Origin of the sequence: Pseudomonas salmasensis, from assembly GCF_014268375.2 — a bacterium.
Lineage (GTDB): Bacteria > Pseudomonadota > Gammaproteobacteria > Pseudomonadales > Pseudomonadaceae > Aquipseudomonas > Aquipseudomonas salmasensis.
The window spans coordinates 3,334,181-3,356,182 of sequence record NZ_CP077083.1 but is presented as its reverse complement, the minus strand read 5'-3'; the positions used below and the strand labels follow the sequence as shown (position 1 = coordinate 3,356,182).

Genomic DNA, 22,002 nt, shown 5'->3' with positions numbered 1-22,002 from the left:
GCAGGATACAGTGGTCGCACGACGCTGTCTGCGCGGGCCGTTTTGCGTCAGAATCCACGTCTATTCGCCGTTCGGTATGAGTTTCGATGAGTTGCAACAGTCAGAAAGTCAGCGCGCTGCGTCGCCAGATTCCTTCGTTCGAGTGCGTTCCCGGTTGCCACGACTGCTGTGGGCCGGTGACCACCTCGCCCGAGGAAATGTCTCGCCTGCCGCGCAAGACCGCCGCCGAGCAAGAGGCGGCGATGGACGAGCTGAACTGCGTGCACCTTGGGCCCAAGGGCTGCACGGTGTATGACGAGCGGCCGCTGATCTGTCGCCTGTTCGGCACCACCAAGACCTTGCCGTGCCCTAATGGCCGCCGGCCGGTGGAGTTGATTCATCCGCGGGTGGAGAAGCAGATTCATGAGTACATGGCGAGCACCCGGCAGGTGCTGGTCTGACGCGATCATCTTGTAGGAGCGAGCTTGCTCGCGAAGACCGTCAACGATAACGCAGCGCATCTGGTTTAACGTGGCGCCCTCGGGTTTTTCGCGAGCAAGCTCGCTCCTACAGGGGTTGAATTCAATCCGGGATCGGTAGGTTCAGGCTCTCCTTCACCTCTTCCATCACGATATAGCTCTTGGATTCCCTCACATGGGGAAGTTTGAGCAGGATATCGCCCAGCAATTTGCGGTACGAAGCCATCTCCGAGATCCGCGCTTTCACCAGGTAGTCGAAATCACCCGACACGAGATGGCATTCCAGCACGTGAGGCAGTTTCAGCACGGCTCGGCGAAATTCTTCAAAGGTGTCACCCGACTTGTAATCCAGGCTGATCTCGACAAATACCAGCAAACTGCCCTTCAAATGCTGGGGATTGAGCCGTGCGTTGTAGCCCATGATGATCCCTTCGCGCTCCAGGCGTCGCACGCGCTCGGTGCAGGGCGTGGTGGACAGCCCGACCTTTTCCCCCAGCTCCGTGAACGAGATACGCCCGTCGGTTTGCAGGATGCGCAGGATATTGCGGTCGATCTTGTCCAGCTCCCGCTTGGTCTGGGTGTTGGTACGCATAGGGGATACGCCTCTGTCAAAAGGGTTTTTGCCAAGAATTGTCGCCAAATATAGGCATTTATATAGTGAAATGCACTGCTGATTGTTTTTTACACTGCGCCCATCATTGCTCGAATAACACACGTCAGCGGCTGAGCCCGCGATGAGGATATAAAAATGCGCGTTCTGGTCTTGGGTAGCGGCGTCATTGGGGTGACCAGTGCCTACTATTTGGCGCGGGCCGGCTTCGACGTTGTTGTGGTTGATCGTCAGCCTGCCGCTGCCATGGAAACCAGTTTCGCCAATGCCGGCCAGGTGTCCCCTGGCTACGCCTCGCCATGGGCCGCGCCGGGTGTGCCGCTCAAGGCCATCAAATGGCTGCTTCAGCGCCACGCGCCGCTGGCGATCAAGGCCACTGCCGATATCGACCAATACCTGTGGATGGCGCAGATGCTGCGCAACTGCACGGCTAGCCGCTACGCGGTGAACAAGGAACGCATGGTGCGCCTGTCCGAGTACAGCCGCGACTGCCTTGACGAATTGCGCGCCGAGACCGGCATTGCCTACGAAGGGCGCAGCCTCGGGACTACCCAACTGTTCCGCACCCAGGCCCAACTCGATGGCGCCGCCAAGGACATCGCCGTGCTGAAAGAGTCTGGTGTGCCATTCGAATTGCTCGACCGAGCCGGCATTGCCCGGGTTGAACCGGCCCTGGCCAGCGTCACCGATATCCTCGCGGGTGCCTTGCGCCTGCCCAATGACCAGACGGGCGATTGCCAGATGTTCACCACGCGCCTGGTCGAAATGTGCAAACAGTTGGGCGTGGAATTCCGCTTCGAACAAGACATCCAGCGCCTGGACTACGCAGGCGACCGCATCAACGGTGTGCTGATCGACGGCAAGCTGGAAACCGCCGATCGCTATGTCCTGGCCCTCGGCAGTTACTCGCCCAAGCTGCTCAAGCCATTGGGGATCAAGGCGCCGGTGTACCCGCTAAAGGGTTATTCGCTGACCGTGCCGATCACCAACCCGGCAATGGCGCCGACCTCGACCATTCTCGATGAGACCTACAAAGTCGCGATCACCCGTTTCGACAACCGCATTCGCGTCGGTGGCATGGCTGAAATAGCCGGTTTTGACCTGTCGCTGAACCCACGTCGACGCGAAACCCTGGAGATGATCGTCAACGACCTTTATCCTCAGGGCGGCGATCTGGCCCAAGCCAGTTTCTGGACCGGTCTGCGTCCGACCACTCCGGACGGCACACCGATTGTGGGTGCCACGCCGTTCAAGAACCTGTTTCTGAACACAGGCCACGGTACCCTCGGTTGGACCATGGCCTGTGGTTCGGGTCGCTTGCTGGCCGACCTGATGGCGAAGAAAACCCCACAGATCAGCGCCGCAGGCCTCGATATTTCCCGTTATGGCAACCACCAGGAGTCCGCACAACATGTCAATCCAGCGCCAGCTCACCAATGAGCGCATGAGCCAGATCGTTGTCCACAGCGGTACCGTGTACTTGGCAGGGCAAGTCGGCGACGACATGAGCGCCGGGATTGAACAGCAGACCCGTGAAACCCTGGTCAATATCGAGCGCTTGCTGGACCTTGCCGGTACCGACAAGACCAAGTTGCTGTCGGTGACGATCTATCTGAAGGATATCGACGCCGACTTCGCCCTGATGAACGCGGTATGGGACAAATGGCTGCCCAAAGGCGTCGCCCCGGCCCGCGCCACCGTGCAAGCCAAGCTGTGCGAACCCGAGATTCTGGTAGAGCTGTCTGTCGTGGCTGCGCTGCCTTAACAAGCATCCCTCTCCCGGTGCCGACGTTGTTGGTCGGCACCGGTTTTTTATTTACTTTTGCTGCCTAGAAGCCTGCCGCCATGCGTCCAGCCCGTGCCTTGATCGACCTCCAAGCCCTGCGCCATAACTACCAATTGGCCCGAGAAGTCACCGGGGCCAAGGCCCTTGCCGTGATCAAGGCCGATGCCTACGGCCATGGTGCGGTGCCCGTGGCCCAGGCGCTGGAAGCCGAAGCTGACGGGTTTGCCGTGGCGTGCATCGAGGAAGCGCTGGAACTGCGCGCAGCCGGCATTCGTGCGCCGGTGTTGCTGCTGGAAGGTTTTTTCGAAGCCGACGAACTGCCACTGATCATCGAGCAGGATTTGTGGTGCGTGGTGCATTCGTTATGGCAGTTGGAAGCCATCGAACAGGCGCGCCTGAGCAAACCGCTGACGGTGTGGCTGAAGCTGGACTCGGGCATGCACCGTGTGGGCCTGCACCCCAAGGATTACCAGGAGGCGTATCAGCGCCTGCTCGCCAGCGGCAAAGTGGCGAAGATCGTATTGATGAGCCATTTTGCCCGCGCCGATGAGCTCGATTGCGTCAGCAGCAACGAACAAGTAACGGTCTTCGAGGCGGCGCGCCAGGGGCTGGCGGCTGAGGTCAGCCTGCGCAACTCACCGTCTGTATTGGGCTGGCCGAGCGTGTCCAGCGACTGGGTGCGCCCCGGTATCATGCTGTACGGCGCAACGCCCTTTGGCGAAGACCAGGCCCTTGCTGCACGCTTGCAGCCGGTGATGACCCTGGAATCCAAAGTGATCTGCGTGCGCGAATTGCCGGCCGGTGAGCCGGTGGGCTACGGCGCCAGGTTCGTCACGCCCAAGCCGATGCGCATCGGTGTGGTTGCCATGGGCTATGCCGACGGTTACCCGCGCCATGCGCCCACCGGCACACCGGTGCTGGTGGCTGGCCAGCGCAGCCGGTTGCTGGGGCGCGTGTCCATGGACATGCTGTGTGTCGACCTCACCGACCTGCCCCAGGCGGGCCTTGGTTCCACTGTGGAGCTGTGGGGCAAGCACATCCTCGCCAGTGATGTTGCCGTGGCCGCCGAGACTATCCCCTATCAGATCTTCTGCAACCTGCGCCGAGTGCCAAGGCTCTATTGCGGCGCTTAGCCGCCGGCAACGAACCGAGCAGGCCGGGATTTAGGCTCAAGTGTTGTAAATACTGAACGCTGTCGCCATGATAACGCTCAATTACAACAAAGCCTGAATCCTAGGAGGCTCCTGCATTGGACGTCGGCGAACGACTGCAATCCATCCGTAAACTCAAAGGTCTTTCCCAGCGTGAGCTCGCCAAGCGTGCGGGCGTCACCAACAGCACCATTTCGATGATCGAGAAAAACAGCGTCAGCCCCTCGATCAGCTCCCTGCGCAAGGTGCTGGGCGGTATCCCCATGTCCATGGTCGAGTTCTTCTCCGAGGAAGTCCTCCAGGAAATACCGACGCAGATCGTCTATAAAGCCAATGAGCTGATCGACATCTCTGACGGTGCCGTCACCATGAAACTGGTGGGCCGGGCGCGCCCGAGCCGGGCCATCGCGTTTCTCACCGAGATCTACCCGCCAGGTGCCGACACGGGCGAAGAAATGCTCACCCATGAGGGCGAAGAAACCGGGATTCTGGTGGAGGGTCGCCTGGAATTGGTGGTCGGCCTTGAAACTTTTGTGCTCGAGGCGGGCGATAGCTACTACTTTGAAAGTACCAGGCCCCATCGTTTTCGCAATCCGTTCGACGTGCCGGCGCGACTAATCAGCGCAGCCACCCCCGCGAACTTTTAAGAATAGAGGCGCCCTGCCAGCGTTGCAGAGGTTCCCGCAGCTGTACACCGTGAGGCCGAATCTCCCTTTATTTAATAGGGTTGTTTCGGCCAGGCGGGCTAACCGTTATACTTTCGCCGCCTGCGAAACCGTGGCCGCAGGCGTGAATAGCCACCATTGAGGGTGAACGCGTGAACCTAATTATGAAAATGCTGGCTGCACCAGCAACCGTACTGGCCCTATGGGCTGTCAGCGCTCAAGCTGCGACCAACGACGACATTGCCAAGCGCCTGGAGCCTGTGGGCCAGGTTTGCGTCCAGGGCCAGGAATGCAAGGGCATGGAAGTTGCCGTGGCAGCCGGCGGCGGCGGCGCGAAAACACCGGATGAGATCATCGCCAAGCACTGTAATGCCTGCCACAGCACGGGCTTGTTGGGTGCGCCGAAAATTGGCGACACCGCCGCATGGAAAGAACGCGCCGACCATCAAGGTGGCCTCGATGGCATCCTGGCCAAGGCCATCACCGGTATCAACGCCATGCCGCCTAAAGGCACCTGCGCTGACTGCTCGGATGACGACCTCAAGGGTGCGATCAAGAAGATGTCCGGGCTCTAATCGGCCGATCTTCGCCAAAAATGCCGCTTACGAGCGGCTTTTTTGTGCCTGCGATTTATGTATTGAGGCTGTTCATTGCAGCAAAGACCCGGCAAGCTCGGTCCAACCCCTAATTCATGGAATGTTCGGGAGCAGTCGGATGGTGCAGTTGTGTTCAATCGAGCAAGCAGTTGACGACGTACTGGAGCGCCTGCCGGCGCATATCCACATGGGCATGCCGCTGGGGCTGGGCAAGCCCAACCTTTTCGTCAACGCGCTGTACCGGCGCATCGCGCAGTTGCCCGAGCGGGCGCTCACGCTTTATACCGCCCTGAGCCTGGGCCGGCCTACCCAGGGTGACGGTCTTCAAAAGCGCTTTATCGAACCGTTCATCGAACGGGTGTTTGGCGACTACCCTGAGCTGGATTTCCTCGCGGACCTGCACAAGGGCAGCCTGCCGAAGAATATCCGTGTGCAGCAATTCTTCATGCAGCCCGGCAGCCTGCTCCACAGCGCCGCGGCGCAGCAGGATTACGTCAGCAGCAACTACAGCCATGCGGCGCGCGACATCAATGCCGCCGGCCTGAACCTGGTGGCGCAACTGGTTGCCAGTAGCAGCGAGCATCCCGACCGCCTGAGCCTGAGCTGCAACCCGGATATCACCCTCGACCTGCTGCCCATGATCGCCAAGCGCCGCGCGGCCGGGGAGACCATCCTGATCGTTGGCCAGGTCCATAGCGACTTGCCCTACATGCCCGGCGATGCCGAGTTGGGCATGGATGAGTTCGATTACCTGCTGGATGAAAAAGACAGCACCACGTTGTTCTCCACCCCGAACATGCCGGTGGGCTTTCAGGACCATTTTATCGGCCTGCATGCCAGTACCCTGGTGCGTGATGGCGGTACGTTGCAGATCGGTATCGGCTCCATGGGCGATGCGCTGACGGCGGCCTTGCTGGCGCGCCAGGCCGACAACGAGGCCTATCGCCTGTTGCTCACCGACTTGGATGTGTACCAGTGGGCGCCGTTGATCAGCCGCGAAGGCGGCGTCGAGCCGTTTGCCCGTGGCCTTTACGGTTGCAGCGAGATGTTCGTCAACGGCCTGCTGGTATTGGCCGATGCCGGGATTGTGCGGCGCAAGGTCTACCCGGATGTGGCGACCCAGACGCAGGCCAACGCAGGCACCCTGGACGACGCCGCGCAACCCGACGGCGTGTCGATCCATGGCGGTTTCTTCCTGGGGCCGCGCAGTTTTTACCAGCGCTTGCAGGAGATGCCCCACGCCAATCGCCAGGCATTCAACATGACCCGCATCAGCTACATCAACGAGCTGTACGGTCAGGAAGAGCTCAAGCGCCTGCAGCGCCTGGATGCGCGGTTTATCAACAGTGCCATCATGGTCACCTTGCTCGGCGCTGGCGTGGCCGATCAGTTGGAAGACGGTCGCGTGCTCAGTGGCGTGGGTGGGCAATACAACTTCGTGGCCCAGGGGCATGCACTGGAAGGCGCTCGCTCAATCCTGATTTTGCGCAGCTGGCGCGAGTCGGCGGGGGAGGTCAGTTCCAATATCGTCTGGGAATATGGCCACTGCACCATTCCCCGGCACCTGCGGGATATTGTCATTACCGAATACGGCATTGCCGACTTACGCGGTCAGACGGATGCCAAGGTGATCGAAGCGTTGCTGAACATCACTGACTCAAGGTTCCAGCACGACTTGATTGAACAGGCGCAAAAGGCCGGCAAATTACCCAAGGATTTCCGGCTGGATCCGCGTTTTGCCGACAACACGCCAGAGCGGCTCCAGGCGATTCAGGCCAGGCATCGTCGCCTGTTCCCGGAATACCCCCTGGGCAGCGACTTCACGGATGAAGAGCGGGATTTGTTACGGGCGCTGAACTGGCTCAAGAGCAAATTCAAGCTCACGGAGATTCTGGAGTTGGGCAAGGCCGCACTCGACGCGCCTGAGCCGGAGGCATTTCCCACGCATTTGCAGCGCATGCGCCTGGATAAGCCGGAGGGCATCAAGGAAGACCTGTATCAACGCTTGCTGCTGGCTGGCCTGCAGGCCACCGCCCACTGATAGGCCAACGCAAAACCCAATGTGGGAGCTGGCTTGCCTGCGATGAGGGTCTTTCAGTCGACACCTCTGTCGCCTGATACACCGCTATCGCAGGCAAGCCAGCTCCCACATTTAGTTAGTGATTACTCGATAAAGGTCACGACACCACCGGCCAGCGACTTCACCCGCGCCAGCGACTCAACTCGATAACCCTGCGCATCCAGTTCTGCACGCCCACCCTGGAACGACTTCTCGATCACAATGCCCAGGCCGGCGACGGTCGCGCCGGCCTGCTTGATGATCGAGATCAGCGCCTGGGACGCCTTGCCGTTGGCCAAAAAGTCATCGATCACCAGCACGCGGTCGCTGCTGGTCAGGTGGCGCGGGGAGATCGCCACGGTGCTTTCGGTTTTCTTGGTGAAGGAATACACCGTGGCCGACAGCAGGTTTTCCGTGAGGGTCAAGGATTGCTGCTTGCGGGCGAAGATCACCGGCACGCCCAGGTTCAGCCCGGTCATGATGGCCGGGGCAATGCCCGAGGCTTCGATGGTGACGATCTTGGTGATGCCCGAATCCTTGAACAGTGCGGCGAACTCGTCGCCGATCAGTTTCATCAGCGCCGGGTCGATCTGGTGGTTCAAAAAGGCGTCAACCTTGAGGACCTGATCGGAAAGCACGATGCCTTCTTCGCGAATTTTCTTGTGCAGTGCTTCCACGGAAAGCTTCCTCTAATGGCGCGTTGTGCGCCGAAAGTAGATTAAAAAGTAGTCGATTCTAGCGCTTTAGCATCGCGCGTATATCCGCCAAGGCGGTGTTGCCGCGAACGGCCTTCACCTCGGTGGGCGTGTCGTCATTGCCTTCCCAGGCCAGGTCGTCCGGCGGCAGTTCATCCAGGAACCGGCTGGGGGCACAATCGATGATTTCACCGTATTGCTTGCGCTTGGCGGCAAAGGTGAAGGCCAGGGTCTGACGTGCGCGGGTAATGCCCACGTAGGCCAGGCGGCGTTCTTCTTCGATGGTGTCGGCTTCGATACTGGAGCGGTGCGGGAGGATTTCCTCTTCCATGCCCATGATGAACACGTAGGGAAATTCCAGGCCCTTGGACGCATGCAAGGTCATCATCTGCACGCCTTCGGCGCCGTCTTCCTCTTCTTGCTGGCGCTCGAGCATGTCGCGCAACACCAGCTTGCCGATGGCGTCCTCGACGGTCATTTCGCCGTCTTCGTCTTTTTCCAGGGTGTTCTTCAGCGCTTCGATCAGGAACCAGACGTTGCCCATGCGGTAATCCGCGGCCTTGTCGCTGGAACTGTTGGTGCGCAGCCAGTTTTCATAGTCGATGTCCATGACCATGCTGCGCAGGGCGCTGATCGGGTCTTCGCCGGCGCACTGCTCGCGCACCTTGTCCATGAAGTGCTTGAAGCGTGACAGGCGATCGGTGAAGCGCGTGTCCAGGTGTTCGCCCAGGCCGATTTCGTCGGTGGCGGCGTACATGGAGATCTTGCGTTCGGTGGCGTAGTTGCCGAGCTTTTCCAGGGTCGTCGAGCCGATTTCCCGGCGTGGCACGTTGATCACGCGCAGGAAGGCGTTGTCGTCGTCCGGGTTCACGATCAGCCGGAAGTAGGCCATCAGGTCTTTGACTTCCTGGCGTCCGAAAAAGCTATTGCCGCCCGACAGGCGATACGGCACCTGGTGATGCTGCAGCTTCAGCTCGATCAGCTTGGCCTGGTAGTTGCCGCGATACAGGATCGCAAAGTCGCTGTAGGGCCGGTCGGTGCGCAAGTGCAGGCTGAGGATTTCCACGGCCACGCGCTCGGCTTCGGCGTCTTCGTTGCGGCAGCGGATCACACGGATCTCGTCGCCATGGCCCATCTCGCTCCACAGTTGTTTTTCAAACTCGTGGGGGTTGTTGGAGATCAGCACGTTGGCGCAGCGCAGGATGCGGCTGGTGGAGCGGTAGTTCTGCTCCAGCATCACCACTTTCAAGGAGGGGTAGTCTTCCTTGAGCAGCATCAGGTTTTCCGGGCGGGCGCCGCGCCAGGCGTAGATCGATTGGTCGTCATCGCCCACCACGGTGAACTGGTTGCGCGTGCCGATCAGCAACTTCACCAGCAGGTATTGGCTGGCGTTGGTGTCCTGGTATTCGTCCACCAGCAGGTAGCGCACCTTGTTTTGCCACTTTTCCAGGATGTCCTTGTGCTCCTGGAACAGCTTGACCGGCAGCAGGATCAGGTCGTCGAAGTCCACCGCATTGAACGCCTTGAGCGTGCGCTGGTAGTGGGTGTAGACGATGGCGGCGGTCTGCTCCTTGGGGTTGCGCGCGGCTTCCAGGGCTTCGGCGGGCAGGATCAGGTCGTTTTTCCAGGCGCCGATCATGTTCTTGATCTCGTCGACGCCGTCGTCGCCCGCGTATTCCTTCTGCATGATGTCGGTCATCAAGGCTTTGACGTCGGTCTCGTCGAAGATCGAGAAGCCCGGCTTGTAGCCCAGCCGCACATGCTCCTTGCGGATGATGTTCAGGCCCAGGTTGTGGAAGGTACACACGGTGAGGCCACGGCCTTCGCCACCCTTGAGCAGGGTGCCGACGCGCTCTTTCATTTCCCGCGCCGCCTTGTTGGTAAAGGTCATGGCGACGATGTACTGGGCGCGGATGCCGCAGTTCTGGATCAAGTGCGCGATCTTGCGGGTGATCACGCTGGTCTTGCCGGAGCCTGCACCGGCGAGCACCAATAGAGGGCCGCCGACGTAGTTCACGGCTTCTTGCTGCCGGGGATTGAGTCGGGACATACGGAATTTTTAGGGGTCGTTGTTCAAAAGGGCGGGCATTTTAACAGGCTGGAAAGATTCTGCTGCCATAGAACGACGGTGTGACGTACCACTCGATCTAAATTTGCCGGTTTTGCTACTTTGCCGCAGGATGTTAAGGATTATTCGAGACTAATATTTACAGTCTGCGTGTTTGATAACACCTATCATTTGTCATCCTTTGTCATTGTCAGGCCGCACGTCATAATGGCACCGCTAATGAAATTTTGCAGAGTCTAGGGAGTTAGCGTGTCTACGCCTGTCGAACCCTTGCGTTTGCTGCTGCTGGCCGATGAGCCCGAGTGGGCGGCGTTGTTGCGCGAGTGCCTGGCGCCGATGGGCGAAGGGGCTGTGCTGATCAGTGCGCCCAACTGGGACTCGGTAAGCCGCCTGTTCGATGACGACCAGGGTGCTGTGTTATTGACCACGCCCAGCCTGCAGCCCGGCCCCGGCCGGTGCAGCCTGCCGTGTGTATTGCTGCTGGAGCAGGAGCCACTGGTGTCGCCGCTGGGTGTGAGCGATTGGTTGGTGTTGGATGCATTGGACGCCGACACATTGCGCCGCTGCCTGCGCCATGTGCGCGAGCGCGGCGTGCTGGAGAACACCTTGCAGCGCCTGGCCGAGCAGGACCCGCTCACCGGTATTGCCAACCGCCAGGGTTTCCAGACCTTGCTGGCCGCGCGCTTGGCGGAAAACGACGGCCGTGGCCTGGCCCTCGGTCACCTGGACCTGGACAACTTTCGTCACGCTAACGATGCCCTCGGCCATCAGGCGGGCGACCGGTTGATCCTGCAAGTGGTGTCGCGGCTCAAGAGCCAGCTCGAAGCCGGGGACCAACTGGCGCGCCTGGGCAGCGATGAGTTTGCCTTGTTGATCGACACCCGCCGGGCGCCCCAGCGCGCCGAATGGATGGCCGAGCGCATCACCGAAGTGATGGCCGAGCCCTATTGGGTGGACGGCGAAAGCCTGTTGATCGGTTGCAGCCTGGGCATGGCCCATGCGCGCGCTCGCGCTGGCGCCGACCCGTTGATGTGGCACGCCCATATCGCCATGCAGCAGGCCAAAAGCACCCAGGGCTGCACCTTTCATATCTTCAATGAACGCATCAACCGCAACGCCCGCAGCCTGGCCGACCTGGAAAGCGAACTGCGCCGGGCCTTGCGTCGCGATGAGTTGGAACTGCATTACCAGCCGCGCCTGGACCTGGACGACGGCCATATCGTTGGCCTCGAAGCCCTGGTGCGTTGGCGCCACGGCGAGCGCGGTTTGTTGCCGCCCAGCGAATTCGTGCCGCTGGCCGAACAGAGTGGCCTGATCGTGCCATTGGGGTACTGGGTGATCTCCCGCGCCCTGCGCGACATGCAAGACCTGCGCGAACGCGGCCTGCCGCCGCTGCACATGGCGGTCAACCTGTCATTCCGCCAGTTCCAGGACAGTCAGTTGCTGTCCACCCTCAGCCGCCTGATTGCCGAGCGCGGCGTGGAAGCGCAATGGCTGGAGTTCGAACTGACCGAAACCGCGGTGATGCGCCGCAGCGACCTGGTCAAGCAGACCATGGACGCCCTTGGCCGGCTGGGGGTGCGGTTTTCCCTGGATGACTTCGGCACCGGTTTCTCATCGTTTGTGCACCTCAACAGCCTGCCGATTGCCTTGTTGAAGATCGACAAGAGCTTTGTCGGCGGCATGGAAGAGCGCGAAGAAAACCGCAAGCTGGTGCACGCCATGATCAACCTGGCCCACAACCTCAACCTGGAAGTGGTGGCCGAAGGCGTGGAAACCCCCGAGCAGCTTGAGCTTTTGCGTTTGTTTGGGTGCGACCAGGTCCAGGGTTACCTGATCAGCAAGCCGTTGCCCTTGCCAGAACTGGTGGAATACCTGCTGTTCGGGCAAAGCCAGCAGGCGCTGTTGGGTTAAGCCTTTAAAGTGGTTCAAATGTGGGAGCGGGCTTGCCTGCGATAGCGGCCTGGCAGCCGACGCCTATCTACCTGACACTCCAACGATCCCACTGTGGGAGCGGGCTTGCTCGCGAAGGCGGCCTGGCAGGCGACACAGTTGGATTGGGTATATATCCATTGCTGCGGTAACGGCTACTTAGGGTTCCGCCCTGACGGCGGCTCACTTTCGAAAAGCGCGAAAGTAAGCAAAGCGCTCTTGCCCCACCACTCGGCACCTCGCTTGGGCTCGGTGTGCCCGTAATCCGCCAGTGATTTGGGGGGCCGCCGCCACGCGCCATCCATGGCGCGGGGCGGCTAAACCGGCATCCCTGCCGGTTTACCCCCCAAATCCCTGTCGAATTCCGGCCAGCGTGGTTTAACGGGGCGCCTGAGATCAAAAGCAGATCAAGAGCAAGATCAAGAGCGGCTCGCTTCGCATCGTGGTTACCGTCTGCTGTTACAACCCACAAAGTTGTGTAGATCCTGTGCTGCGATGGCGGTGTTGGATTCACTACCGCTATCGCAGGCAAGCCAGCTCCCACATGGACCGCGTGCATTCGCTAGTCAGGCAGTGCCGCTTGGAATCCAACAGGAGCATCCGGCTCCTGCCGAATCATCCGTTTCATCTTCGCCTCAAACGCCCAGGTCAGGCTCACCGCCGCACACGCCAGGCCCAGTGCCAGGCCCCACCAGACGCCGGTTGGTCCCCAGCCCAGGGTGAACGCCATCAACCAGGCCGACGGTGCACCAATCAGCCAATAGCAACCCAACCCCACCAGGAAGGTGGTCTTGGCGTCCTTCAAGCCACGGATACAACCCATGGCGATGGTCTGCACACCGTCGAACAATTCAAACCAGGCGGCGACGGCCAGCAGGCTTACCGCCAGGACGATGACGTCATGGAATGCCGGGTCGTCATGGTCGAGGAACAGTCCGATCAGCGGGTCGGAAAACAGCCACAGCACCGCGGCAAATCCCAACATCACCATGGCGCCGAACCCTATGCCGACCCGCCCGGCCAGGCGTGCTATCAGCAACTGTCCGGCGCCGTAGTGCTGACCGATGCGCATGGTCACCGCGTAGGACATCCCCGCCGGCACCATAAAAGCCACCGAGACAATCTGCAGGGCGATCTGGTGCGCCGCCAACTGCGTGCTGCCCATGGTGCCCATGCACAACGCCGCAAAGGCAAACAACCCGACCTCTACCGCATAGGTGCCGCCAATCGGCAGGCCCAGGCGCCACAGCTCGCGCAGGTAGTGGGTATTCAGGCGCAGCAGGCCGGTGCCCAGCGGGTAGGCGGCGTAGGCGCGGTTGCTGCGGATGTACCACATCAATGCCAGCGCCATGCCATTGGCGACGATGGCGGTCACCAGGCCAATGCCCATCAGGCCCAGTTTCGGCAGGCCGAACATGCCTTCGATCAGCGCATGGTTGAGCAGGTAGTTGACCACGGTGCCGCACAGGCTGATCACCATCACCGGGGTGGCCTTGCCGATGGCGCTGGTAAAACCGCGCAGGGCCATGAAGCTCAGGTAGCCGGGCAGGGCAAAGGGCAGGATCGTCAGGAATTGCCCGGCCGCTTGCACGTTGGTTTCGGTCTGGCCGAACATCAGCAGTACCGGCTTCAAGTTCCATAACAGCAGCGCCGCCGCCAGGGCCATCAACCACGCCAGCCACAGCCCGGCCTGGGTGAGGCGGGTGGCGCCGGCGATATCGCCCGCACCGTGGCGAATGGCGACCAGGGTGCCCACGGCCGCGATCACGCCGATGCAGAAGATCGCCACGAACGAATAGCTCGCCGCGCCCAGGCCACCGCCGGCCAGTGCCTCGGGGCACAAGCGCGCCATCATCAAGGTGTCGGTCAGCACCATCAGCATGTGCGCCAACTGTGAGGCAATCAACGGCCCCGATAGCCGCAGAATGGCCCAGAGTTCGGTACGTGCCGGATGTTGCATGATCATCACACTCGAATGGTCAGGAAGATGGGGAAGGGTTGATTCTCGGCGCATTCAGCGCATTGCACAAAAGGATAAAAGCGATCGTTGGCATGATTAAAACTCATGCATTAGCGATTCTGGTAGGGTTTCCAGATTGCGCAGTCGGAGCTTTCAGCATGTCTCGTCGTCTTCCTCCTCTTTACGCTTTGCGGGCATTTGAAGCCGCCTCCCGCCACCACTCGTTTACCCGCGCGGCTGAGGAATTGTCGATTACCCAAAGTGCGATCAGCCGGCATATCCGTACGCTCGAAGATTATTTCGCCTGCCGATTGTTCCAGCGCAGCGGTCGTACGTTACAGCTCACGGAAGCGGCGCGTTTGTTGCTGCCTGGCGTACGGGAAGGCTTCGCTGCCCTGGAGCGTGCGTGCCATACCTTGAATGCCGAAGATGACATCCTGCGTATGAAGGCGCCGTCCACCTTGACCATGCGCTGGCTGCTGGCGCGGTTGAGTCGCTTCCGCGCCTTGCAGCCAGGCAATGAGGTGCAACTCACCAGTGCGTGGATGAGCATCGATGAAGTGGACTTCAACCAAGAGCCATTCGACTGCGCGGTGTTGCTCAGCAACGGGCATTTTCCGGCGGACTGGGAGGCCAGTTACCTGTTTGCGGAAATGCTCATCCCGGTGGGAGCGCCCAATCTGCTGGACGACGGTCCCTGGGACGTGACGCGGTTGGCAACCGCCGAACTGCTGCACCCGACCCCGGACCGTCGCGACTGGCGTTACTGGTTGCAGCGCATGGGGCTCTCGTCTCAGGTTTCACTCAAGGGCGGGCAAGTGTTCGACACGCTTGAGCTGGGCATGATTGCCGCCGCCCGAGGCTATGGCGTCTCCATGGGTGATTTGCTGATGGTGGCCGAAGACGTGGCGCAGGGGCGCTTGAGCCTGCCGTGGCCCACGGCGGTCGCCAGTGGGGAAAGCTACTACCTGGTGTGGCCGAAAACCCGCCCCGGCGGGGAGCGCTTGCGACGGCTGGCAGAATTTCTTCAAGGTGAAGTCAAGGCGATGGAATTGCCCCAGGTCGAACGCCTCGATTGAGTAGGGCCGGACCGTTAGTGCAATCGTTTGCGGGATACCCCTGTGATTCGCTCAAGTATTGCCAAATGCCGCCGAAGAAAGGTGTTGGAACCATCGTGCACTACCGTTTCCCACTAGATAATTTGCCGAGCAGCGCTATGAGATCAGGATGATCCTGGCCTCGGCCAGGAGCTGTCATGTCTCAACCCCGCGCCCGGATTGCCTCCCAGTTAGGCCTTGCACTCGCCGTGATTCTGGCTGTCGTCATCAGCGGCAGTACGGTCTTTGCCCTGCGTACCCTCGACTCCGCCAACCTCGCCACCCGCGAGGAACACTTGGCCAGCGAGGCGCGTTTGCTCGCCGACCAACTCAACACCTTCCACAGCACCTTGCGCGAAAGCACCCAGCGTTTGAGCGGGCTGTTTGAAAAGCGCTTCGGCGCCGGCTTGAGTGTGCGTGCGGACCAGCCCGTGACCGTGGCCGGCGTGCAGACGCCGAGCCTCTACCTGGGCAACGAGGTGCTGAACAACAACTTCGAAGAAGTGGATGAGTTCAAGCAGATGTCCGGTGGCGTGGCCACGGTGTTCGTGCGCAGCGGCGATGACTTTATCCGCGTCAGCACCTCCCTGGCCAAGCAGGATGGCAATCGCGCCATTGGCACCGTGCTCGAGCGTCAGGGCGCGGCCTACCAGCGCGTTGTGAGCGGCCAGACCTACATCGGCCGTGCCGTGTTGTTCGACCGTTCCTACATGACCCAATACAGCCCCGTGCGTGACAGCAGTGGCCAGGTCATTGCCGTGCTGTTCATCGGTTTCGATTACACCGATGCCCAGAACGCCCAGTTTGAAAACCTCAAGCGCTTCCGTATCGGCCAGACCGGCTCCCTCGCGCTGTTGGATGAGCAAAAGCACTGGCTGGTGCCGCCGGCTGGCGTGCAAGCGCCGGATCAGGCGATTGCCGTGATGCTCGACCTGGCGAAAAAGCCAGGTGCGGGCCGTTTCTGGAGTGACAAGAACGAAGATTTCTATAGCGTCTCGGTGCCGTTCGAAGGCGGCCCTTGGGCGGTGGTAGCGAGCATGCCCAAGGCTGAGATTCGCGCAGTGACCTGGGAAGTCGGCATCCGCCTGGTGATCGGCAGCGTGTTGGCGATGTTGTTGGCAGTGGGCGCCACGGTGTGGCTGCTGCGCAGCAAGCTGGCGCCATTGAGCGAACTGGTGCGCCAGGCCCAGGCGCTGGGCGCGGGGGATTTGAGTGCGCGGCTCAATGTGTCCAGCCATGACGAAATCGGCCAGTTGGCGCGCAGTTTCAACCAGATGGGTGAAGCGCTGTCGACCATGGTGTCGCATATCCGTACCGCCGCCGAACAGGTCAACAGCCGCGCCCAGGCGCTGTCGGGCTTGTCCGGCGGTGCCTACGAAGGCATGGAGCAACAGTCCGGCGAGATCACCAGCATGGCCGGCGCGGTGGAAGAGTTCAGCGCGACCTCGCTGAATATCGCCGACAACATGGGTAATACCGAGCGCCTGGCCCAAGAGAATGCCCAGCAAACGCGTATCGGCCGTACCTCGATGCAAGAGGCGTCATCGTCCCTGGAACATATCGCCACCGCCCTGAACAGTACCGCTGCCGTGATCAACACCCTGGGCCAGCGGTCCCAGGAAATCGGCGGGATCGTTGGTGTGATTACCGCCATCGCCGAACAGACCAACCTGTTGGCGCTCAACGCCGCCATCGAAGCCGCCCGCGCCGGTGAGCAAGGCCGTGGTTTCGCGGTGGTCGCCGATGAGGTGCGCAACCTGGCTTCGCGCACCCGCCAGGCCACCGATGAAATCTCCGGCATGATCCAGAGCATCCAGCAGGAAACCGGCAACGCCATCAGCACCATGGAGCATGGCAATGCGCTGATGCAGGAAGGCCTGTCGCGCAACGCCGACGTGGCCTCGGCCCTGGCGCGTATCGACGAGCAAAGCCGCTCGGCCGGCCAGCAGTTCGCGGCGATCACCACCGCCACGCAAGAACAGAGCAGCACCGCGACCTTGCTCAGCGCCAACCTGCAGAGCATTGCGCTGGCCAACAGCGAGCAGCGTGAAGTGGTGTCGAACCTGGCGGTTACCGCCAAGGAACTGGAGACCTTGGCGGCAGGCTTGCGCCATGAGGTGGATCGGTTTCGCTGAGGCATTGCCAAACACATTGTGGGAGCGGGCTTGCTCGCGAATGCGGAGTGTCAGACCACCCATCTGCTACTGATTTACCGCATTCGCGAGCAAGCCCGCTCCCACATTGATGTTGCGTAAGGCTCAAGAGAGGGATGCCGGGCGGTATTGCAGGGCTTCCTTCAGATGGTCGCGGGTAATGGCTTCCATCTGGTCCAGGTCCGCCAGGGTGCGCGCCACCTTCAGCAGCCGATGGGCCGCCCGCAGCGACAGTGTCAGTCGCTCGCAGGCGGTCTCCAGCCAACCCTCGTCGACCTTTGGCAGCTTGCAGTGCTGGCGCAGCCCCGGCAGGTCCAGAAAAGCATTGGCACATCCCTGGCGTTGCTGTTGGCGCTCGCGTGCTTGCGCTACCCGCACCGAGGCATCGGCCGTTGTGTCGCCCGCCTGTTGAGTGGGGCTCAGAGCAGTGGCCTCCCGCGCGACGGTCAGGTGCAAATCAATCCGGTCCAGCAAAGGGCCGGATAGCTTGTTGCGATAGCGCTGGATCTGCTCCGGCGTACACCGGCAACGCCCGCTGGGTTCGCCCATGTAGCCGCAAGGGCAGGGGTTCATCGCCGCGACCAGCTGAAAGCGCGCCGGGAAACTCACGCGGTCACGGGCGCGGGAGATCACGATGTGCCCCGACTCCAATGGTTCACGCAGCACCTCCAGCACCTTGCGATCGAACTCTGGCAGCTCATCCAGGAACAACACCCCGTGATGGGCCAGGGTGATTTCCCCCGGTTGTGGCTTCGAGCCGCCACCCACCAGCGCGGGCCCGGATGCCGAGTGGTGTGGCTGACGGAACGGGCGGTTTGGCCAATGGCTCAGCGGTGCCAGGCTGACCACGGATTGGATTGCGGCCACTTCCAGCGCTTCCTGCTCGCTCAATGGCGGCAGCAAGCCCGGTAGCCGGCTGGCCAATAACGTCTTGCCGGTACCCGGTGGCCCGCTGAACAGCAGGTTATGCGCGCCCGCCGCCGCGATCAGCAATGCGCGCTTGGCCGCGAGTTGGCCCTGCACTTCACTCAGGTCCGGGTAAGGCTTGTTCAAGTACAGCAAGCCGTCGGACCTGTAGGGCTCAATCGGCACATGCCCATTCAAGTGCGCCACCACTTGCAGCAAGTGATCCACCGCAATCACCTTCAACCCCGACGCCAGGCACGCCTCCTCGGCATTGGCACGCGGCACTATCACGGTGCGCCCGGCCTTGCGCGCTGCCAGCGCGGCCGGCAATACCCCTTTCACCGCGCGCACCTCGCCGGACAACGCCAGTTCCCCAAGGCACTCCACGTCATCGAGCGTCAAGGCCGGCACCTGCACACTGGCCGCCAGGATACCCAGGGCAATCGCCAGATCAAAACGCCCGCCGTCCTTGGGCAGGTCGGCGGGCGCGAGATTGAGCGTGATGCGGCGGGCCGGATATTGCAGCGCCGAGTTGAGGATGGCACTGCGCACGCGGTCTTTGCTTTCCTTCACTGCGGTTTCGGGCAAGCCCACCAGGGTGAGAGACGGCAGGCCATTGGCCATATGCACTTCGACGGTGACGGCGGGGGCTTCTACACCGACCTGGGCGCGGCTGTGGACGATGGCGAGGGACATGCTCGTTCCTTGAATGGGAGGGCCGCTTCCTGCGGTTTTTTCAAGGGTAGACGAGGTGGAATGGAGCGGGGCGGGGGAGGTTTTACAGAACGTATCCGGGCGGCAACGCAAACAAATGTGGGAGCAGGCTTGCCTGCGATGGCGGTGTGTCAGCAAAGAATCATCCGCTGATGAACCGCCATCGCGGCATAGGTATCTACACAACTTCGTCGGCTGTCGCAGCAAACGGTAACCACGATGCGAAGCGAGTCGCTCTTGATCTTGATCTGCTTTTGATCTTAGGCGCCCCGTTAAACCACGCTGGCCGGAATTCGACAGGGATTTGGGGGGTAAACCGGCAGGGATGCCGGTTTAGCCGCCCCGCGCCATGGATGGCGCGTGGCGGCGGCCCCCCAAATCACTGGCGGATTACGGGCACACCGAGCCTAGGCGAGGTGCCGAGTGGTCGGGCAAGAGCCCTTTTGGTTACTTTTGGCTGGGCCGGCATTCCGGGCTCTTTTCCAAAAGTGACCCTGTCAGAGCGGAACCCTAAGTAGCCGTGACCGCAGGAATGGATATGTACACAATCCAGCTGTGTTGACTGTCAGGCCGCTATCGCAGGCAAGCCAGCTCCCACACTCACCGTGTTTATTCAGCAGAGGGTGGCGTCAACCGTGCTTCAAGTTCCGCCACCTTCGCCTCCAGGCTCTCCAGTCGCGCACGTGTGCGGGCCAGCACCACCATCTGGCTGTCAAACTCTTCCCGGCTGACCAGGTCGAGCTTGCTGAAACCACTCTGTAGCAAAGCCTTGAACTGGCTTTCGATTTCATTGCGGGGCAGCGGGGTGTCGCCGCTGAACAGGCGAGAGGCGTGGCCGCTCAGGGCGTCGAGGAAGTCTTTGGGCGCGAGCATTGGACATATTCCGGAAAACAGTTGGCCGGCAGTGTATCACGCAGCGTCTATAGTCATTTTCACGCCCCGTTGCGCACGGTTTTCGCGCATTGGGGCGGGCGGCCTCGCACTGTTTTGATGCGCATTGCGGCCGCGCAGGCGCCCTGTAGGTGGGCACAAGCGGGCAATGGATTGATTTCAGTGGTTTTTACGGAGCTGGCAAGGTTTCTGCTTAGACGATCATGACCCATGCACTGATGCAGTCGCTGTGACGAATGCAGTGCGCCGACGGATCCGGGGTACAGGGCTCGTCACCAGTGGTTCGCTGGCGTCGCGACGGCAAATGCCGAGGCGACGATGCGTTACAAAGCCAGGCACTGCGCTTAGACTTGAGACGGGTTTGTTTTCCTGGGGCAAGTCCACCAAATTCGGGAGAGAGTTTTCATGAAGCTAGTCACTGCCATCATCAAGCCGTTCAAGTTGGACGATGTACGCGAGTCACTGTCCGAGATCGGCGTGCAGGGCATTACCGTTACTGAGGTCAAGGGCTTCGGTCGGCAGAAGGGTCATACCGAGCTGTATCGCGGCGCGGAATACGTGGTCGATTTCCTGCCGAAGGTGAAGATCGACGTCGCCATTGACGACAAGGATCTTGACCGGGTTATCGAGGCGATAACCAAGGCGGCCAACACCGGCAAGATCGGTGACGGCAAGATCTTCGTGGTCAATCTGGAACAGGCTATTCGCATCCGTACCGGCGAAACCGATACCGACGCAATCTAAGCCGCCAAACCCCAACGCCCCAGGAGAAAACAATATGACTCTGCGTAAATTCGCAGGGCTCGGAGCCCTGCTGTCCATCGTAATGCCAAGCCTGGCCATGGCGGCAGATGAAGTGGCTGCTCCAGTCCTCAATTCCGGCGACACCGCCTGGATGCTCACCGCCACCGCGCTGGTGCTGTTCATGACCATCCCTGGCCTGGCGCTGTTCTACGGCGGCATGGTCCGCTCCAAGAACATTCTGTCGGTGATGATGCAGTGCTTTGCCATCACTGGCCTGATCAGCATTCTCTGGGTCGTCTACGGCTACAGCATCGCGTTCGATACCACTGGTATGGAACAAGGCGTGGTCAACTTCAATTCCTTCTTCGGCGGCATGGGCAAGGCGTTCCTGGCGGGTGTCACCCCGGCCAGCATCACCGGGCCGGCGGCGCTGTTTCCGGAAGCCGTGTTCATCACCTTCCAGATGACCTTTGCCATCATCACCCCGGCGCTGATCGTCGGTGCTTTCGCTGAGCGTATGAAGTTCTCCGCGATGCTGATCTTCATGGCTATCTGGTTCACCCTGGTCTATGCACCGATCGCGCACATGGTCTGGAGCGGCAACGGCGGCCTGATGTGGGACTGGGGCGTGCTGGACTTCGCGGGCGGCACCGTCGTGCACATCAACGCGGGTGTGGCTGGCCTGGTGGCGTGCATCGTGCTCGGCAAGCGTAAGGGCTTCCCGACCACTCCGATGGCCCCGCATAACCTGGGCTATACCCTGGTGGGTGCGGCCATGCTGTGGATCGGCTGGTTTGGCTTCAACGCCGGTTCCGCTGCGGCGGCCAACGGCACCGCGGGCATGGCGATGCTGGTGACCCAGATCGCCACCGCCGCTGCGGCCCTGGGCTGGATGTTTGCCGAGTGGATCACCCACGGTAAGCCAAGCGCACTGGGCATCGCCTCGGGCGTGGTTGCCGGCCTCGTCGCCGTGACGCCAGCAGCTGGCACCGTGGGCCCGATGGGCGCCCTGGTGATTGGCCTGGTCGCCGGTGTGGTGTGCTTCTTCTGCGCGACCAGCCTCAAGCGCAAGCTGGGTTACGACGACTCCCTGGACGCTTTCGGCGTGCACGGTATCGGCGGTATCGTCGGTGCGATCCTTACCGGTGTGTTCGCAGCGCCGGCACTGGGCGGCTTCGGCACCGTGACCGACATCGCGGCCCAAGTGTGGATACAGTGCAAAGGCGTGGGCTTCACCGTGATCTACACGGCGATCGTGACCTACGTCATCCTCAAGGTGCTCGACATGGTCATGGGCCTGCGTGTCACCGAAGAAGAAGAGGCGGTTGGCCTCGACCTGGCGCAACACAACGAGCGCGGCTACAACTTGTAACTACGTGAAAAAAACATGCCCGGCTTGCCGGGCATTTTTTTGCCTGGCGTTTGTCTGTGGCTAAAGGTGCATGGGTTTTTTATCGACTTTGTGATGGGATCCACACAGCACTTTTAAGGGTGCAAATGTCTTACAGGCATGAAGG

At 61.1% G+C, this 22,002-nt stretch carries 18 protein-coding genes and 1 pseudogene; 13 read left to right on the top strand and 6 right to left on the bottom strand.

The window, feature by feature from the left end; genetic code table 11:
• Positions 1–86 precede the first annotated feature (86 nt).
• Positions 87–440, top strand: coding sequence for a YkgJ family cysteine cluster protein (locus HU731_RS15145; protein ID WP_186607055.1), 354 nt, complete (start codon positions 87–89; stop codon positions 438–440).
• A gap of 121 nt (positions 441–561) precedes the next feature.
• On the opposite strand, the gene HU731_RS15140 is transcribed toward HU731_RS15145, so the two are convergent.
• The gene (locus HU731_RS15140) at positions 562–1,050 is read right to left on the bottom strand and encodes an Lrp/AsnC ligand binding domain-containing protein (protein WP_003176896.1); all 489 of its coding nucleotides are present in this window, start codon (positions 1,048–1,050) and stop codon (positions 562–564) included.
• A gap of 156 nt (positions 1,051–1,206) precedes the next feature.
• Here HU731_RS15140 and dadA point away from each other — a divergent pair, with 156 nt between their 5' ends.
• The 6 genes from dadA to HU731_RS15110 all read left to right on the top strand — a co-directional run bounded on the left by dadA (position 1,207) and on the right by HU731_RS15110 (position 7,307).
• Positions 1,207–2,508 carry a D-amino acid dehydrogenase gene (dadA, locus tag HU731_RS15135; protein WP_054896021.1) on the top strand — a complete coding sequence of 434 codons (1,302 nt, stop codon included), beginning with the start codon at positions 1,207–1,209 and terminating at the stop codon, positions 2,506–2,508.
• Complete coding sequence (locus HU731_RS15130; RefSeq protein WP_056790950.1) at positions 2,480–2,833, top strand: RidA family protein; 354 nt, start codon at positions 2,480–2,482, stop codon at positions 2,831–2,833. Before dadA ends, HU731_RS15130 begins: the two co-directional genes overlap by 29 nt.
• Positions 2,834–2,913: 80 nt before the next feature.
• Positions 2,914–3,987, top strand: coding sequence for an alanine racemase (gene alr, locus HU731_RS15125; RefSeq protein ID WP_186607054.1), 1,074 nt, complete (start codon positions 2,914–2,916; stop codon positions 3,985–3,987).
• Between the two features lie 116 nt (positions 3,988–4,103).
• Positions 4,104–4,652, top strand: a complete 549-nt coding sequence (locus HU731_RS15120) for a type II toxin-antitoxin system RelB family anti-toxin (protein ID WP_032894548.1) — start codon at positions 4,104–4,106, stop codon at positions 4,650–4,652.
• 182 nt (positions 4,653–4,834) lie between these two features.
• The gene (locus HU731_RS15115) at positions 4,835–5,245 is read left to right on the top strand and encodes a c-type cytochrome (RefSeq protein ID WP_003195451.1); all 411 of its coding nucleotides are present in this window, start codon (positions 4,835–4,837) and stop codon (positions 5,243–5,245) included.
• 139 nt (positions 5,246–5,384) lie between these two features.
• Positions 5,385–7,307: an acetyl-CoA hydrolase/transferase C-terminal domain-containing protein gene (locus tag HU731_RS15110; RefSeq protein WP_186607053.1), complete on the top strand. Its 1,923-nt coding sequence runs from the start codon at positions 5,385–5,387 to the stop codon at positions 7,305–7,307.
• A 122-nt stretch (positions 7,308–7,429) separates the two neighbouring features.
• Here HU731_RS15110 and HU731_RS15105 read toward each other — a convergent pair whose 3' ends face one another.
• On the bottom strand, positions 7,430–8,002 hold the full coding sequence (locus HU731_RS15105) for a xanthine phosphoribosyltransferase (protein WP_003195447.1): 573 nt from the start codon (positions 8,000–8,002) through the stop codon (positions 7,430–7,432).
• 58 nt (positions 8,003–8,060) lie between these two features.
• Positions 8,061–10,070 (bottom strand): DNA helicase Rep, encoded by a 2,010-nt coding sequence (gene rep, locus HU731_RS15100; protein ID WP_186607052.1) that lies wholly within the window; start codon positions 10,068–10,070, stop codon positions 8,061–8,063.
• A gap of 267 nt (positions 10,071–10,337) precedes the next feature.
• Here rep and HU731_RS15095 point away from each other — a divergent pair, with 267 nt between their 5' ends.
• Complete coding sequence (locus tag HU731_RS15095; RefSeq protein WP_186607051.1) at positions 10,338–12,002, top strand: putative bifunctional diguanylate cyclase/phosphodiesterase; 1,665 nt, start codon at positions 10,338–10,340, stop codon at positions 12,000–12,002.
• A gap of 580 nt (positions 12,003–12,582) precedes the next feature.
• On the opposite strand, the gene HU731_RS15090 is transcribed toward HU731_RS15095, so the two are convergent.
• Positions 12,583–13,986 carry a NorM family multidrug efflux MATE transporter gene (locus HU731_RS15090; RefSeq protein ID WP_186607050.1) on the bottom strand — a complete coding sequence of 468 codons (1,404 nt, stop codon included), beginning with the start codon at positions 13,984–13,986 and terminating at the stop codon, positions 12,583–12,585.
• Between the two features lie 152 nt (positions 13,987–14,138).
• On the opposite strand from HU731_RS15090, the gene HU731_RS15085 reads away from it, so the two are divergent.
• The 3 genes and pseudogenes from HU731_RS15085 to HU731_RS28945 all read left to right on the top strand — a co-directional run bounded on the left by HU731_RS15085 (position 14,139) and on the right by HU731_RS28945 (position 17,212).
• A complete protein-coding gene (locus HU731_RS15085; protein WP_003195439.1) occupies positions 14,139–15,059 on the top strand; it encodes a LysR substrate-binding domain-containing protein in 921 nt (306 codons plus the stop codon).
• A 176-nt stretch (positions 15,060–15,235) separates the two neighbouring features.
• A pseudogene (locus HU731_RS28950) lies at positions 15,236–16,309 on the top strand (Cache 3/Cache 2 fusion domain-containing protein); the annotation flags it as partial.
• Between the two features lie 42 nt (positions 16,310–16,351).
• Positions 16,352–17,212 (top strand): methyl-accepting chemotaxis protein, encoded by an 861-nt coding sequence (locus HU731_RS28945; RefSeq protein WP_437180736.1) that lies wholly within the window; start codon positions 16,352–16,354, stop codon positions 17,210–17,212.
• A gap of 123 nt (positions 17,213–17,335) precedes the next feature.
• Here HU731_RS28945 and HU731_RS15075 read toward each other — a convergent pair whose 3' ends face one another.
• Both HU731_RS15075 and HU731_RS15070 read right to left on the bottom strand, forming a co-directional pair.
• Positions 17,336–18,832: a YifB family Mg chelatase-like AAA ATPase gene (locus tag HU731_RS15075; RefSeq protein ID WP_186607048.1), complete on the bottom strand. Its 1,497-nt coding sequence runs from the start codon at positions 18,830–18,832 to the stop codon at positions 17,336–17,338.
• A 627-nt stretch (positions 18,833–19,459) separates the two neighbouring features.
• A complete protein-coding gene (locus HU731_RS15070) occupies positions 19,460–19,723 on the bottom strand; it encodes an accessory factor UbiK family protein (RefSeq protein ID WP_003195432.1) in 264 nt (87 codons plus the stop codon).
• A 423-nt stretch (positions 19,724–20,146) separates the two neighbouring features.
• Here HU731_RS15070 and glnK point away from each other — a divergent pair, with 423 nt between their 5' ends.
• Both glnK and HU731_RS15060 read left to right on the top strand, forming a co-directional pair.
• Positions 20,147–20,485, top strand: coding sequence for a P-II family nitrogen regulator (gene glnK, locus HU731_RS15065; RefSeq protein WP_002555808.1), 339 nt, complete (start codon positions 20,147–20,149; stop codon positions 20,483–20,485).
• Positions 20,486–20,519: 34 nt separating this feature from the next.
• Positions 20,520–21,857 (top strand): ammonium transporter, encoded by a 1,338-nt coding sequence (locus HU731_RS15060; protein WP_020302863.1) that lies wholly within the window; start codon positions 20,520–20,522, stop codon positions 21,855–21,857.
• Positions 21,858–22,002 lie beyond the last annotated feature (145 nt).

Bases quoted from the DNA above. Each gene is read 5' to 3' on its own strand.
- HU731_RS15140 (WP_003176896.1), bottom strand. From the start codon at position 1,050: ATGCGTACCAACACCCAGACCAAGCGGGAGCTGGACAAGATCGACCGC.
- HU731_RS15115 (WP_003195451.1), top strand. From the start codon at position 4,835: ATGAAAATGCTGGCTGCACCAGCAACCGTACTGGCCCTATGGGCTGTC.
- HU731_RS15130 (WP_056790950.1), top strand. From the start codon at position 2,480: ATGTCAATCCAGCGCCAGCTCACCAATGAGCGCATGAGCCAGATCGTT.
- HU731_RS15075 (WP_186607048.1), bottom strand. From the start codon at position 18,832: ATGTCCCTCGCCATCGTCCACAGCCGCGCCCAGGTCGGTGTAGAAGCC.
- glnK (WP_002555808.1), top strand. From the start codon at position 20,147: ATGAAGCTAGTCACTGCCATCATCAAGCCGTTCAAGTTGGACGATGTA.
- HU731_RS15145 (WP_186607055.1), top strand. From the start codon at position 87: ATGAGTTGCAACAGTCAGAAAGTCAGCGCGCTGCGTCGCCAGATTCCT.
- dadA (WP_054896021.1), top strand. From the start codon at position 1,207: ATGCGCGTTCTGGTCTTGGGTAGCGGCGTCATTGGGGTGACCAGTGCC.
- HU731_RS28945 (WP_437180736.1), top strand. From the start codon at position 16,352: ATGGGTGAAGCGCTGTCGACCATGGTGTCGCATATCCGTACCGCCGCC.
- HU731_RS15060 (WP_020302863.1), top strand. From the start codon at position 20,520: ATGACTCTGCGTAAATTCGCAGGGCTCGGAGCCCTGCTGTCCATCGTA.
- HU731_RS15090 (WP_186607050.1), bottom strand. From the start codon at position 13,986: ATGATCATGCAACATCCGGCACGTACCGAACTCTGGGCCATTCTGCGG.
- HU731_RS15110 (WP_186607053.1), top strand. From the start codon at position 5,385: ATGGTGCAGTTGTGTTCAATCGAGCAAGCAGTTGACGACGTACTGGAG.
- HU731_RS15070 (WP_003195432.1), bottom strand. From the start codon at position 19,723: ATGCTCGCGCCCAAAGACTTCCTCGACGCCCTGAGCGGCCACGCCTCT.
- rep (WP_186607052.1), bottom strand. From the start codon at position 10,070: ATGTCCCGACTCAATCCCCGGCAGCAAGAAGCCGTGAACTACGTCGGC.
- alr (WP_186607054.1), top strand. From the start codon at position 2,914: ATGCGTCCAGCCCGTGCCTTGATCGACCTCCAAGCCCTGCGCCATAAC.
- HU731_RS15085 (WP_003195439.1), top strand. From the start codon at position 14,139: ATGTCTCGTCGTCTTCCTCCTCTTTACGCTTTGCGGGCATTTGAAGCC.